Here is a 14,731-nt window from a genome sequence, read left to right as displayed (position 1 = left end):
ATGATATTTTGTCCTCTTGAATGTTAACAAACTTTAGGAAATTTAGTGTTGCTGAATGAAGGTATAAATTTATTTCTCGCAAAGGCGAAAAAAGTAAGAGTTTGAGTAATGAATTTTTTGATTTTCATACCTCAATCCAGCAACTCCAAAAATTTTAAACCAAACTGTAAAAACAACAGTATTGTTACTTGTTCCCAATTATTCTAACTAGAAGTTAGGGGTAGATAGGGATATGGAGGCGTGACATAGTTGACATCTATTGAATATTTCCCATCTTCTGTTTTGGAATAAAATGGAAAATCTTCTCCTTCATCGTCAGCTTCAGCCCATTTTTTAATATGTTCGGGAGGGAGGTTGATTTCGGAAGGAATGGGAGGATAAGGAATAATAGCTTGGAAAGCAGTAGAAGAACCTCCTGGAGTTATACGCAATTCTTTTATCTTGCCTTCATAGCCATGCCACTCTACTACTATTCCATACCTATTCACTATTTCACCTGTACTTAAAATGGGTTGAGAAATTTGGTGATAGTATGTTTTGGCACTTTTTTTAATCTCTCGATATGCCTGTCCTGCCATTAAAAGACTTAAAGCAATTCCCTGCCACGCGTTACTATTGGGCAAAATCATAAATTTTGGTTCTGCATTAGCTTTATCTATATCCTTTAGTGGATAATAGATATCAATATTTTCTGGGTCAATATCGGATGGTAAACTGCTTTGATCAGCAAGGAAAATCTCTCTAGCTATGAGTGCATTTAACATTTCAGCATCAATTTCATCCCATTTACCATACACAAAATTATTCCAAATATTTGTTTTTCTTGCTTCTATATAAAAGTACCATGTTGTAGCAATTAGCTGGGATATTTTGCGGCTTTGAAGTAGATTTCGGGTTGATTCATAAAAATTGTTGATCTCCCCAATGCGTTGATTTTGTGAAGAATTGCTTGGGAATACCGCATCCACAAAACCTTCTGCTAAAACTACTCCAGGTGAGGGTAAATAAGAGCCTATACTATTACCAAGATCCTCCGGGCTTTCACAATAGGGTTTCAGCCTTTCTTGAGTTGCTGGATCAATTAAATATTGGTCGAATTCTCCCTTGGGTTTAGCTACTATTGTAGTTTTTATATATTTCCCTTCTGTTCTCTTTTCAGAGGGGGTAACTGAGAGGATTTGATAATATGTGTGAGGACTATACCACTGTCCTGAACCCATTTTATCTTGTTTGATTAATGGAGTCCTGGAGGCTAATTCTTGTTGATTTATGATCATAGTGCATCCTTAATTTAATGTTCAAGCCAAACTGTAAAAACGGCTGGGATTATCCCAAACAATCTTTTGTACCGTTTCTTGAGATAACTGTGCCTCAAGCTCTATAACTGTGTTCACGATGTTTGGTTTATGATCCATGTGAGGGTAATCAGAGCCGAAGATTAAGTTATCAGAACCGATATATTCGATAATTTGAGGTAAATAAGGTTCGGAAGGTTCGATACCTACAAAGCACTGACGACGGAAGTACTCTGATGGCTTCATTTTGACATGATCTTTGACCTCCCAATGTAAATTATCATACTCTTCGTCCATGCGCCAGAGCCAATAGGGAAGCCAACCACAACCAGACTCTAGAAAGCCTACTCTTAGCTGAGGGTGACGTTCTAACACTCCTCCTTCAATCAATGCCAACAAGGCCATCATCTGTTCCATTGGGTGGGAACAAGCGTGGAGGGCAAAACGAGTATTAAACCGGTCTGCACCTGTGGTTGGTAAGCGGCTATGGGTTCCTTCATGTATTGCTACTGCAATGTCTAACTCTTCGCAGGCTGTCCAAAATGGCTCATAAGTGCGATCGCTCAAAATTCGACCTTTGACCGGATTAGGACGTAAAACCACAGCCTTCCAGCCAAAATCGGCTATGCGATGTAATTCTGATACCATTTGCTCTGGGGCATGAAGATTTATAGCTCCTACCCCTTTTAATCTATCTGGAGCATAGCTACAAAATTCTTCATATAACCAAGTATTGTAAGCATGGGTAAAGGCTCCCACAACTTCAGCGGGCATTGTATCAATGGCAAAGAGCCACAGTCCATAAGTTGGATAAATAAATGCTAAATCAACCCCCATTTGCACCATTGCTTGGAGGTGAGATTCTGCATCGTAGCGATGAAGATAAGCATTAGGATGAGCCTCCATCATCTCCTGATTACCCATTTCTCTCATTTGCAAGGATATCTTTTCCACAATGTCTTCCCCTTGAATTTTCATGTCTGGAGAAGGTGCAAAATGCTTAAATTCCGGGGCTAGATACTTAGACCATATCTGCGGAGGCTCAATCACATGGGAATCAGCATCAATAATTTTATATCCGTGCAGCATAAAACCTGGGAAATTACAGACAGTTATCAGTATAAATTATCTCGTGTAAAATTTGGAGCAAACATCATTTATATTGCTACCTGTCAAACCTTTCTCTACAGAATACTACGGAAATATGGTATTCAAAATTCAATATAAGTAAGTGGACAAAATTAATTACATAGAATCTGATTTGCAATCTTTGCATGATAAAAAATTGACAAAAAATCAATATGTAATTAATTCTGCCCTAGTACTAGTACAGCAATCCTAAATGAAATGTGAGCAAACTTTAGGACTAATTCCCACCAGTTAGCTCAGAAGTCAAATCCGGACTTGCTATAGTATCTTTGGTTTTTCACCTCAAGAGTTGAGTTAAAATCAGGACTGTTGCACATCGGTTAAATTCAGTTAAATTCAGTTAAATTCAGGTATGGCAGATTAATGAGGCTTCGCCGTGAGCGTCAGCCGATAGCTTGCGTGGCGTAGCCATACGGTACAGAATCAAAATTGAAACCTAGACACCAAGCCAGTTGTACTCCTGCCTCCTTGCCCTGAGCGTTCACGTAGTGTGTCGAAGACAAGCCGAAGGGCTGAATTCTGCTGTAAATCACATCCACATCGGATAGGGGTTCAATTGGTCTTCTGTCAAAGACTGTTTCAACCAACCCATTGTGATAGGAATTTCATAAAGCCGTCCTGTACCTAAGCGTTTCCACATATGTCGCATTCCTGGCACAATTACCTTAGCTACTCTCAGCCCAATATCGGCACGAGTCTGATCTAGAACTAGCATTTCCAGACCATTTTTTTCAACGATTTGTTGACAAAGCCTGATATCTTCGAGAAGATCATCACTGGCTACTTGGGGATAATCAGCAAAAATTTTCGGGATACTCTGATCATCTGGAAGCAGATAAGGTTGATTTGCTACAGTCGCAGATTTCCACCATTCTATTGCCAGAGGATCAGCAGATGGGGGATATTGGGTATTGCCATCCGCTTGAGCAGATAAAACATTAGGTAGAATTTGGTTAACTTCAGTTAAAGCTCGACTAATGGCAATCTGAGGGTCAAAATGGGTTCCATACCCTAAAATAATATCTTCTATTTCTCGATCTGTGCGGCGACTAATAGCAGCGAAAGCCGGAATATTGAGGTCACTAGTAATATCTAAAACCCATAATTCTCTGTTAATGGCTTGATAATATTTCTTCAGTTCTTGGAAATAAGGCTGATTGAAACTGTCTAAATCTACTTGAGGTTTTTGTAGATGGTTATACCACCACAACGCTACACAATCACGCTCAACTAATTCCATAAATCCTTGGAGAATAGCCTCTTCGAGTGTATTACCTGCCGCACATCCATTAGAGTCTGCCCAACAGTCAGGTTTATGGGATTGAGAATAGCCATAATAGCAATAAGCCGTTGGCAGATATTTGAATTCTTGATGGGTTAAAGACCAAACTGGTGTCCAGTCGATTTCTTTTTCTATATCAAAGGGTTCAGGGACTTTTTGAAACCAACCTTTACTTTTGGTATTCAATTGTTCCCGATGCTGATATTGCTGTTCGCTAAAATTCATACAGGTATTGGGATGAATAGCTTTGTCTCCCATTTGTTGGTAACTGCCTTTGTGTCTAATCTCATCTCCCTGAAATACCCCAGAATACCTTTCAATAGCTTCGCAGAAACCGCTCACCCTGGCTTGAATATCAGTCCTACCTTTTCCTGCACTTCTACCTCCAATATTTTGGCGTAAGCTGTCTACATCATCAAAGACGCTGAGAAAATGATGCTTTGCTATGTATGTATGGTTTAACCCATTACCTGGTATCTTTTGCAGTTCTCGAACAACACCTGTAATAGGACTAATATGATGTTGATATTTTCTGAAAGTTTCTTGTGGTGAACAATAACGATGTCCTCCATCTTTAGTAAAGTTTTTCTTCCGGTGTCCTAAAATAATGGGTAGGGGTTGGTTGTTTTGTTCATTGGCTATTTCTCCACAATCAGGACATTGGGGACGCTTAACGAAGATATGCTTTTGAGTTTGGAGAGTCAGGGTATCATAGGTTAATAAAGTCCCTTCTAATTGTTGATTTCCACCTTGGATAATCCATTTGAAAACTTCTGTTGCTGCCATTCCTAAAGCTGTTTGCATTGTAGAAGCTAGGAATCCCAGCGGAGGAGATAAGGAAATCTGTTTATGTTTTTGGATAAAGTTGGCAACTGGTCTATTATCCCTTAATCTTTGGGCTAGACATTCCCAACACCCGGTAGTGTGATGATTAAATATAGGCCCTATCCAGAGGGTTGTTCCTAAAGGATTGACTAGCATCCAAGGTGATTGAGAATTTAAGGCTTGTTGATTAAATGCTTTTAGCTGAGGGTGTAGGTAGTCGTCAGTCAATACGACTGTGAAATCTCCATCATCAGCTACTTGAATATGCAGGGATTTCAGAATGTTTATGAGGTCGTCGCTAGGAAAAGAACCAAAGGTTTTGACTGCTACTTTCGCTGATTGTAGTCGTTGAGCAGCCACTATGGGAGCAATATTGAGATGATAACAGAAGATGGCTAAGTGAGAGAGAAGTGAGTCATCTTGTTCCACCAAATAGCCTTTTTGTTCCATTTGGAATAGGGCGTACTGGGTTTTGATACTGAGATTGAGAATACTTTGGAAAAAGTCACTAGTTTCTTGAGTAGGTTTCTGTTCTGGTAGTAGTTCTAATTGAATAATGTCAAGAATTTCATCAACGCTATAATCGTGTTCTTGTAGTAAAGAAGCTATGCGATAAGAAAGGCGATCGCTTAAACAGACTGTCTCTCTCTCGGATAAAAGAAATACCTGGTCTGGTTCTATAGTTTCAACAGAGTAACAATGTTTGAAATGGGGTTTGTTGATCATTTTCTGTATTTGTTAAGACTTACGCATTGTACAAATTTTACATAAAAATTACCTAGTTTCAGGCTTTGGGAATCGTATATTAGTGCGGTGCGTCAGATAGAAAAAGTCTGTTAGATGCTCAATTATCGGGTCTGACGTGGCTGGTGAGCTTGCCGAACCACACTCTACAAGAGATAAAATCCATAACCCATATTTGATAGATTTTGTCTATGCGTAAGTCCTAGCATATTTAAATTCGGTCGATGTCTACTTTTAGGACTTACGGACGAGTTACGGAATATCGAACCGCAGAGGACGCAGAGGACACGGAGAAATAAGAGTTGGAGGTTTTTTTGCGTAAGTGCTAATTTTATTGGATTAGGTGTATAGTTTTGTCTAGAAAATTATCAACTAGGGACTAGCTCTCTAAGATATTGGGATCTGTTTCTAAAGTATGGGCTGCTGTTTGCATCAGTTCAATATCTGCCGGCGACCAATCACGAAGTGCTTGACAATGGTGTGCGGCTAATAGACCCCATAGACCTTTTGGTATCACAATCGGTACTACTAGGTTAGAGCGAACTTGGATGCTGCGAAGAAAATTTCGGTGACAAGTTTCGATAGGTTCTATTTCTATATTAGCGATCGCTCTTACTCTTCCTGCTAAGTACAAAGCAGCATACTCGTTGTTAAAACAATCATCTGCTCCAGTTGAACCTAAAATCGAGAATTCCTCAGCACTCAAAGATTCAAATGTTACCTGTCCTTGCCATTTCTCATAAAAGTAATACAAAACTACACGGTCAACCTGGAGTGATTCTCTAAGTTGATTCATAGTCTGTCGGACTAACTCATCCCGCTGCATTTTGCTAACAAGGCGCTTGAGCAATCTTCGCAAACCCTGTTCACTATGCCGATTTGGGATATGTTCAAATTCTGAGTGAGAATGAATTTGCACAGGTTTAAAATAAAGACTGAGTAAATTGCTTTGGTTTCACATAATAACTTATCAGACTGATGAACAGAGGGTTTTAGAGAACTCCACAAAAAAGATGATCCAATTTCACCAAATCAAAGCGACTTTTCTTCCCCCTGCTCCCCTTCGACTTCGCTCAGGGCAAGCCTGCTCCCTGCCCCCCTGCCGTCACAACGACGGGATATTTTTTTAGTTGGAAGTCTCTTAATGTCCTTTGCCTGCACCCAAATACAATTCTCCTACTTTGGGATCGTGTAACAATTCCAATCCCGGCCCAGTAATAGCATCCCGTCCCGATTCTAATACACAACCACGATCTGCCATTTCTAAAGCTTTACGAGCATTTTGTTCTACTAGGACGATGGCTGTACCTGATTGGTTAATTTGTTTAATCTGCTCAAATACTTGCGTTACTAAGATGGGGGATAAAGCCGCAGAAGGTTCATCTAACAGCAGTAAACTGGGTTCTAACATTAAAGCTTTACCCATTGCTAACATCTGCCTTTCCCCTCCTGAGAGAGTCCCAGCCCGTTGACGACGGCGATCGCTTAATCTTGGGAACATCGCAAATATTTTATCCTTCAGAGGTTTCAGGGGAATATTCCGTACAAACGCCCCCATTTCTAGATTTTCTTCAATCGTCAAGGAAGGAAAAACGTTGGCTATTTGAGGAACGTAGCACATCCCCCGTTGGACGATTTGATTTGATTTCAAACCTGTAATATTTTCCCCTTTAAAGGTAATTGTGCCTGTGTGGGGTGTCAAAAGTCCAAAAATTGTTTTTGCTAACGTGGATTTACCCGCACCGTTGGGACCAATTACTGTAACTAATTCTCCTGCTTCAACGCGGAAATTTATACCTTGCAAGATATCTACATCTTTAATATATCCGGCATGGACATTTTCAACTTCTAATAAATAATTAATTGTCATAAGTTATTAGGAATAGGTAATTGGATGCAGGAGTCAGGAGTCAGGAGTCAGGAGTCAGAAAAAAGATAAACATTTCCCCAGTCCCCATTCCCCAGTCCCCAGTTTCCTAATCTACTATTTTTTGCAATTCTGGTCTTTCTTCTGCCAAAATTGCTCCTTCTACTGGGCAAACTTGTAAACAGATGCCACAGTCGATACAGGTAGCAAAGTCAATCCAGTACCAATCGGTGCCTTTGACGTTTTTACCTGGGCCGTCATGAATGCAAGCTACAGGACAAGCTGCTACGCAGTCAGCCACGCCTTCACAAACGTCAGTCACAATTGTATGTGGCATTTTCTCGATTCCCTCTCTTTAATAAATCAGCAGTTTCTAGGTTGACAATTTGTAAATCTGTGTAAGGATTCAGGATACATAATCTTTGATATAGCAGGGAACAGAAGAGAAAAATATTCTTCATCCTTCCTTCTTTCTCCTGACTCCTTGCCCTGAGCGTTCACGTAGTGTGTCGAAGACAAGCCGAAGGGCTGACTCCTGAATTCTTACAAATCTGTTAACTTACTGCTTCAATTGTGGGTGATCCATCGGCTTGAATCCAGGCAATTTGTGCGATCGCTCTTTCTTTGGCATATTGACGAATAGCCTCTGCATTCCTGCCCCCCAATTCCATTTCTACCCGCACTAAATCACTAGATTCTCGTAATTTTTGGGCATAGGCAAAGGCAGCAGCATCAGCACTCTTGCTTTCTGGAACTACTAACCAGTTACTCGCTGGGGTACTCTGTGGTAATTGCTGAGTAGATGATAGAACTTGGTATAAAACATCAATATTTAGTTCAAACCCAATTCCGGGTATATTATCGCCTTGGGGATGATATAGCCCTAACAACTGATCATAACGACCACCACGCCCTAAAACTTGAGCTTGCCCATCGGTATCACTGACTACTTCAAACACAATTCCTGTGTAATAGTCAATAGTTTGAATTAGGCTCAAGTCGAGAATTAAGGGGAATTTACCCTCTGATTCTAGTAATTCTACCAAGGATTTGAGGTTATTTACTGCCTCTTGTTGGTCTGCATCTAGATGTAAACTACTGACTTTTTGCAAGACATCTGCACTATTGCCGCGCAAATCGAGCATGATTTTAGCGCGTTCATGCAGTTCGTCTCCAAGGGGCAAAGTATCTAGAGTTACACGGTCAAGATGAGCGATCGCACTCCGCACTTTACTTCTTAGATGAGTCGGAAAAGCATCAAGCAGCGATTTGGTAATTCCCGCTTCACCTAAGATTAAATGCCAGCCCTGCAAATCCAAAGCTTCTAAACAATTGCCTATCAACAGCAGTACTTCTGCATTTGCCAGCAACCCACCTGATCCGAGCAACTCTACCCCAGCTTGATAATATTCTTGCTGACGATTATGTCGCTTTTCCCAGTTACGGCGAAACACATTAGCATTGTAATACAGCCGTTGGGGATAGGTAGCATCTGCCATGCGAGTGACAACTGTCCGCGCAATCGAAGCTGTGAGTTCTGGACGTAAACCCAATTCCTCATCTTGTCCATTTTGCAATTGAATCACCATTTGGCGCTGAATTGCTTCACCAGCCATCAGGGTATCCATTCGTTCCAAAGTTGAGGTGATAATCCTGTGATATCCCCAACGATGAAAAACTTGTTGTAACCTATCTTCAATCCAGCGTTTTTGAGCCACATCTAAGGGCAATAAATCCCTAGCTCCCGCTGCTGGTTGATACACCATTATTTTTTCTTCCCACCAAACAAACCACCAAACAAACCACCATTTCCAGAATTATCTGGTTGATTATCTCCTGTATTTGGAGATGAATCCACTTGAACAGTACCGGATTTTATCCCCATAGCCTGGTCTACCTTAGGTTTCCACTCCAAAGCAATTTTGTCTTGGGGATTTAATCTCAATGCGTTTTCAAAGTGAATTCTTGCCATTTTTAGCTGATTTTGCCGTAAATAGATGATTGCCATCAAGCTATGGCAGCGACTATTTTTTGGTTCCAGCTTCAAGGCATCCTGTAATTCTACTTTGGCTTGGGTAAATTGGTTTTTCTCAATTAGAATTTGAGCGCGACGGAGATATTGTTCTACAGGTGAGTCTTCTTTAGGTGGTGGTGGTGATGGTGGTGGTGTGCTGGATTTACTTGTAGATTGGGGAGTTTGAGGCGTTGTCATTAACCGCCCTGCACGCCGCATTAGGTACACTAAGTTCAATTCACTAATTTGGCTAATAAATTGGGCTGCTTGTTGCAACTCATTAAATTGAGTGTCGGCAATTTTAGCAACTTCACTTTTGTACAACAAGTCTATATTCGGTGCGATCGCTAATTGTTTAGCTATATCAGTACTGAGTTCTATTGATGTTGACTCTTGTGCTAAACGCTTGCCTATTTGCGACAAAATTAAACTATATTCGGCGCGATTACGTTCTACAGACAGTTTTTCGTAAGCAGGATTAACCAGCTTAGATAATAATTGATTTGCTATATCTTTATCAGAACTTTTGGTAACAACAGTACTATCTGGGTGCAATCGACGGGCAATTTTGAGATAGCGTTTGCGAACTTCTTTAGCATCTGCGTCAACCGGGACACACAAAATTGCGTGATAATCTATGAAATCATATTTAAATAGTCCACCATCTATTTTTAAGGACATAATATTTAAGCGTTGCACCCAAGCAGCAATTTTCTATAGTTTACCCTGCCTGTAATATTTAATGGTCAGTTGTCAGCAATTTTTCTATCTCACCTATTAGGGAGAGGTGTGACTTGCATGAGTTCCTGACTGAGACTGTTGTGAATATAACCATTGGTAGCGAGAATTCTCCCAGACTCGATTTTAAAAGCAGTACCATCATAAGCTGTGACTTTGCCACCAGCTTCTTGTAATAAAATTATACCAGCGGCAATATCCCAAGGTGCAATACCTCTTTCCCAGTAAGCATCAACACGACCGCAAGCAACATAAGCCAAATCTAGAGCAGCTGAACCGCCCCGCCTCACTCCTTGGGTAAGATGGGTGAGATGACAAAATTCTGCATAGTTGTTATCAGTAGTTTCCCGGCGATCATAAGCGAATCCTGTTGTCAATAAACTTTTATTCAGTTCAGCGGTTTGAGAAACTTTAATAGGACGACGGTTGCGTGTTGCACCCAAACCCGCAGCAGCCCGGAATAGTTCATTATGGAAAGGGTCATAAATGACACCAATTTGCGGTACACCATTAATAAATAAGCCAATGGAAACTGCAAAACAGGGATATTGATGGGCGTAGTTGGTTGTACCATCTAGAGGATCAATCGCCCAAAGGTATTCATTATCTTGATTTCCCAGTTTTCCTGATTCTTCGGCGAGGATGGAATGTTGAGGAAAGTGACGACGCAAAATTTCTAAAATGACTTTTTCTGAAGCTTTGTCAGCTGCGGTGACTAAATCACCAGGTCGTCCTTTTTCTGTAATTGCGTCTTCTACTTTACCTAAATAATCTTGCAAAATTACACCAGCCGCTAAAGCTGCTTCGGTAGCAATATCTAGAAAAATTTGTAAGTTGGTCATTGGTTATTGGTGATTAGTCATTAGTCATTGGTGATTGGTGATTGGTGAATAATTATTCTTTGTCAACTGTCAACTGTCAACTGTTTCAACGATATAAGCGGCGAAATTCACCGGGAGTTAAACGCATGGGTTTTTCTGGGTTCCAAATTCCCTGTCCCATGAGTCTAGCCCATTGTTGGGCGCGTTCTAGGCGTTGGTCGTATTTGTGATTGGGCGATCGCGCTACAAATAGAGCATACCCTTGTTTGAGTACTTGTTCATTCAACAAAACCTGATCTTTCCACGCATAAACCAAAGTTCTGTCAAATTTATCTTTGGCTTCTAAGTCAAACTCTAACTTGATAGATTTTTCTGCATTACCATCACCAAGCAAGCTGTTTAAAAGTTCTTTAGCATCATCCCCCCAAGGAAGTTGGCCTAAATCTGGTGCATCTACACCAATTAAGCGCACTTGGGAAATTAAATTGGGTTGTTCTGCCATACCTAGCACTTCTAAGGTCTGTCCACTAACAACCCGCGCTACTTTTACTTCTGAGGGAATGTTCGTAGGCTGATTTTTGGTTTGACAACCTACTAAAACTAGCAAACAGAGAATGAAGCCTATTTTGCGAATCAAGACCCTCAGAAGCCTCTCTAAAGCCGCTATCTCCACTTTTAAATATCTGCACCCTGCCTTCTGCCTTGTACTAGTCTTCATCTAAAGGTAAACCTGCTTTAACTTTACCTTTACCAAAAAAGCGCCCAAACTGGAGTTCATAGACTTCATCTTCGTCTTGTGTTTCTACTTCCAAGTCGGAACGGGCATAACTCACACATAGCAAAGCGTAACCTTTGCGGCGTAAATCGGGAGATAGTCCAATGGCTTCTGGTTGATAAAGGTCTCCTGAGAGAACTCTAACAGCGCAAGTTGTACAAGCGCCATTGCGGCAAGAAAAGGGTAGTTCTATTCCTTGGTGTTCGGCTGTGTGCAGAATATAACGGTCTTCTGGCACTTGCAGGCTGTATGATGTGCCGGTAGCGCGATCGTGAACTCTAATTGTATGCGTCTGAACCATTTTGTTTTGCTGAAAGATGTGGACTCTGAGATTTATTTTAAGAAAGTCTTCTATTAATATTGCATTTTTTGCATTTTTGTTTTAATATGATGATTCGTGACCCCTGGAGAGGTGGCCGAGTGGTTGAAGGCGCAGACCTGGAAAGTCTGTTATGCAGTAATGTATACGAGGGTTCGAATCCCTCCCTCTCCGTTCAGAATATTACAACATCGCTAATCCAGATGCATTAAGTTTTACAGTTGGGATTGGGTTTTGTTGACTATGGTTCTTGAAACTGAAGCAGTACAGTTTTTGTTAGATCGCACCAACAATCGGTAAGTCTCACGCAAAGGCGCATTCGCGTAGCGTCCCGCAGGGAAGACGCAAAGGAGGAGTGCGATCGATCGCTAATCCTGATGTCTTAAGCTTTACAATCATGATTTGGACGCTGTAGAGTAATAACAATGCGCCGGGACTCGATATTTTACAAGTTATTTAAGCAATTTCCGGGTTTGCTGTTTGAATTGGTGGACGAACCACCCTCAGAAGCAAAGCAATACCAGTTTGAATCGGTGGAGGTGAAGGAAACAGCATTTCGGATTGATGGTGTATTTCTACCTCCTCGTGATGCAGTTTCTAAAACTGTATTTTTTGCTGAGGTGCAGTTTCAAAAGGATGATGATTGGTATCATCGCTTCTTTTCAGAGTTGTTTTTGTTTCTGTATCGGCATTCTATCCGTTATGATGATTGGTCTGGGGTGATAATTTTCGGTTCTCGGAGTTTGGAACCTTCTAACTCAACGATTCATCGTGCTTTGTTGGAAAGTGGCCAAGTGCGACGGGTATATCTGGATGAGTTAGGGAAGGTACAACAGCAACCACTGGGATTGGGTTTGATGTTGCTGACTACGGTTCCTGAAACGGAAGCAGTGGAAGCCGCGCAATTTTTGCTAGAGCAAGCACAGCAACAATCGGAACAAGCGATAATAGAATTGGTGACGACGATAATTGTCTACAAGTTTTCTAACCTGAGCCGAGAGGAGATTGAAGCTATGTTGGGACTAAATTTGGAAGAACCGAGGGCTTTGCGAGATGCGAGAGAAGAAGGAGAAAGAAAGATTATTCTCCGACTATTAAATCGCCGATTGGGTAATATTCCCGATTTGCTTCTGTCCAAAATTCAGGCTTTGTCGCTGGAACGCTTGGAAGCGTTAGGTGATGCTTTGTTGGATTTCTCTACTTTGGTTGATTTGGAAGGGTGGTTACAAGATGAAGTAAGGGGGTAAGTCTCACGCAGAGGCGCAGAGGCTCAAAAGAGGAGATAAACGGCTATAATCCTCCTTTAATTGATATTTCTGCACTAGTTTAGTCCACCTCTGCGAATAGCAAGTTCCTTTTTTATTTCCTCTTCATTTAATAAAGGCTTACCAGAAGCAACTATTTTAGAGCGAATCTGTCGCAGCAGATGAACAGGAGAAACCAGAGGAATGAAATATACAATAATTATTCAATGGTCTGAGGAAGATCAATGTTATGTAGTTTTACTACCTGATTTTACTAATGTAATGCAGCCTTGTACTCATGGAGAAACTTACGAAGAAGCTTTAAAAAATGGTCAGGAGGTGTTGGAAATGTTGGTTTAGTCTTGTTTGGCAGATGGTGAACCTCTTCCAGAACCACAAGTTTTAGGTAAGTCCTTGAAGGTGGCATAATTTATATATTAATGTAGGTTGGGTTGAAGCAATGAAACCCAACATTGGTTATTTTTTGTTGGGTTGCGACTGCCTAAACTAACCTACATTTTTTATTACTAAACTGTTGACATAAATTTATTATTGGCGCAACTTTCTGATTTCCTCCATAGCATCTTGATAGTCTTTTTCCTGACCTTCTTTTTTGTATATATCTGCTGCTTTTTGGAAATCATGAATTGCACGCCGCTTCGCTCCTAAATCAGAACGAGCAATACCTCTTTTCCAGTAAGCATCTGTATATTGAGGATGAATTTTGATAGCCTGAGTGTAATCCTCAATCGCACCCTGTTTATCTCCTAATTCATAACGATCAAAACCTCGGTTGTTGTAAGCATCTGTATATTGAGGATCAATTTTGATAGCCTGAGTGTAATCCTCAATTGCACCCTGTTTATCTCCTAATTCAGAACAGCTAACTCCTCGACCGTTGTAAGCATTAGCAAAGTTAGGATCAATCCTAATAGCTTGGTTAAAATCCTTAATTGCACCATCCTTATCTCCTAAATAATACATGGCACGTCCCCGTTGGTTGTAAGCATCTACATTATTTGGTTGCAGTTGCAATACTTGAGAATAATAATTAACAGCACCTCGATAATCTTTTTTCTCAAAACACTCAGCACCCAAGCGCATATATTCATCAGTTTCAGAAGATGCCAAACTCTCTAAATAGCAGCGTAAACCCCCAGAATAAAGTAATTCATTTATCCCTACCAAGGCTTTACCATTAATAGATTTAATCATATTAGTTGCTAAAAATCCTGCCAAAATCAAATTGTATTCATTTTGAGACTCGCTCACTTCTTCTTGAATTAAAATACAAACGAGAACCGCATTTTTTTCAATTTCTTCTTGGCTAATTGTCCATTTAATTTCATCAAATTTACCATTACGGGCTTTCACCTGAATACCCACTGATGAGTCAGAAGTGAGGGTAAAATCAACTTTTCCATCACCACCAACGCGCTTTTCATAGTCAACTTCTGTGACAAAATTACCTAACCTCATATCTTGCACCTGGTTAAGGGAGACAGTATTAACCGAAAATGAGAGAATAAAAATAACATCCAGACTTGGATAAATAAATTAAAATACTGAGACAATAAATAACATATAGTCTACATAAAATAACTGCTAACATACACAAAACTAGCAGTAATTAAATCTGCACAAAGATAATTTAAATT

General features: G+C 40.5%; 13 protein-coding genes, 1 tRNA gene and 1 pseudogene. 3 read left to right on the top strand and 12 right to left on the bottom strand.

Annotated elements, in window-relative coordinates; genetic code table 11:
* Positions 1-203: 203 nt before the first annotated feature.
* The 11 genes from ACSQ6I_RS03515 to ACSQ6I_RS03465 all read right to left on the bottom strand — a co-directional run bounded on the left by ACSQ6I_RS03515 (position 204) and on the right by ACSQ6I_RS03465 (position 11,811).
* Positions 204-1,277 (bottom strand): hypothetical protein, encoded by a 1,074-nt coding sequence (locus ACSQ6I_RS03515; RefSeq protein ID WP_438888911.1) that lies wholly within the window; start codon positions 1,275-1,277, stop codon positions 204-206.
* A gap of 21 nt (positions 1,278-1,298) precedes the next feature.
* Positions 1,299-2,384 carry an amidohydrolase family protein gene (locus ACSQ6I_RS03510; protein ID WP_438888910.1) on the bottom strand — a complete coding sequence of 362 codons (1,086 nt, stop codon included), beginning with the start codon at positions 2,382-2,384 and terminating at the stop codon, positions 1,299-1,301.
* 589 nt (positions 2,385-2,973) lie between these two features.
* Entirely contained in the window at positions 2,974-5,277 is a 2,304-nt protein-coding gene (locus ACSQ6I_RS03505) for a TOMM precursor leader peptide-binding protein (RefSeq protein WP_438888909.1), read from the bottom strand.
* A gap of 397 nt (positions 5,278-5,674) precedes the next feature.
* Complete coding sequence (locus ACSQ6I_RS03500; protein WP_438888908.1) at positions 5,675-6,214, bottom strand: GAF domain-containing protein; 540 nt, start codon at positions 6,212-6,214, stop codon at positions 5,675-5,677.
* A gap of 222 nt (positions 6,215-6,436) precedes the next feature.
* Positions 6,437-7,165 (bottom strand): ABC transporter ATP-binding protein, encoded by a 729-nt coding sequence (locus ACSQ6I_RS03495; RefSeq protein WP_438888907.1) that lies wholly within the window; start codon positions 7,163-7,165, stop codon positions 6,437-6,439.
* Between the two features lie 106 nt (positions 7,166-7,271).
* On the bottom strand, positions 7,272-7,499 hold the full coding sequence (locus tag ACSQ6I_RS03490) for an indolepyruvate ferredoxin oxidoreductase subunit alpha (RefSeq protein WP_015212629.1): 228 nt from the start codon (positions 7,497-7,499) through the stop codon (positions 7,272-7,274).
* A gap of 217 nt (positions 7,500-7,716) precedes the next feature.
* Positions 7,717-8,928, bottom strand: coding sequence for an ATP phosphoribosyltransferase regulatory subunit (locus ACSQ6I_RS03485; protein ID WP_438888906.1), 1,212 nt, complete (start codon positions 8,926-8,928; stop codon positions 7,717-7,719).
* Positions 8,928-9,857, bottom strand: coding sequence for a J domain-containing protein (locus ACSQ6I_RS03480; RefSeq protein ID WP_438888905.1), 930 nt, complete (start codon positions 9,855-9,857; stop codon positions 8,928-8,930). Before ACSQ6I_RS03480 ends, ACSQ6I_RS03485 begins: the two co-directional genes overlap by 1 nt.
* Positions 9,858-9,946: 89 nt before the next feature.
* Entirely contained in the window at positions 9,947-10,756 is an 810-nt protein-coding gene (locus tag ACSQ6I_RS03475) for an inositol monophosphatase family protein (protein ID WP_438888904.1), read from the bottom strand.
* 85 nt (positions 10,757-10,841) lie between these two features.
* Complete coding sequence (locus tag ACSQ6I_RS03470; RefSeq protein WP_438888903.1) at positions 10,842-11,453, bottom strand: thermonuclease family protein; 612 nt, start codon at positions 11,451-11,453, stop codon at positions 10,842-10,844.
* Complete coding sequence (locus ACSQ6I_RS03465; protein ID WP_323313431.1) at positions 11,443-11,811, bottom strand: 2Fe-2S iron-sulfur cluster-binding protein; 369 nt, start codon at positions 11,809-11,811, stop codon at positions 11,443-11,445. Before ACSQ6I_RS03465 ends, ACSQ6I_RS03470 begins: the two co-directional genes overlap by 11 nt.
* Positions 11,812-11,916: 105 nt before the next feature.
* Between ACSQ6I_RS03465 and ACSQ6I_RS03460 the strand changes: the two genes are divergently transcribed.
* From ACSQ6I_RS03460 to ACSQ6I_RS03450, 3 genes and pseudogenes are all read left to right on the top strand, one after another.
* Positions 11,917-12,003, top strand: a tRNA-Ser gene (locus tag ACSQ6I_RS03460).
* Between the two features lie 251 nt (positions 12,004-12,254).
* Positions 12,255-13,076 (top strand): DUF2887 domain-containing protein, encoded by an 822-nt coding sequence (locus ACSQ6I_RS03455; protein ID WP_438888902.1) that lies wholly within the window; start codon positions 12,255-12,257, stop codon positions 13,074-13,076.
* Positions 13,077-13,277: 201 nt separating this feature from the next.
* Positions 13,278-13,502, top strand: a pseudogene (locus tag ACSQ6I_RS03450) (type II toxin-antitoxin system HicB family antitoxin).
* Between the two features lie 120 nt (positions 13,503-13,622).
* Here ACSQ6I_RS03450 and ACSQ6I_RS03445 read toward each other — a convergent pair.
* A complete protein-coding gene (locus ACSQ6I_RS03445) occupies positions 13,623-14,552 on the bottom strand; it encodes a tetratricopeptide repeat protein (RefSeq protein ID WP_438888901.1) in 930 nt (309 codons plus the stop codon).
* Between the last annotated feature and the right edge of the window lie 179 nt (positions 14,553-14,731).

Source organism: Anabaena sp. WFMT (assembly GCF_051781005.1).
In the GTDB taxonomy this organism is placed as follows: domain Bacteria; phylum Cyanobacteriota; class Cyanobacteriia; order Cyanobacteriales; family Nostocaceae; genus Anabaena.
The sequence above is the reverse complement of the archived record's forward strand: the minus strand, read 5'-3'. Positions and strand labels throughout refer to the sequence as shown.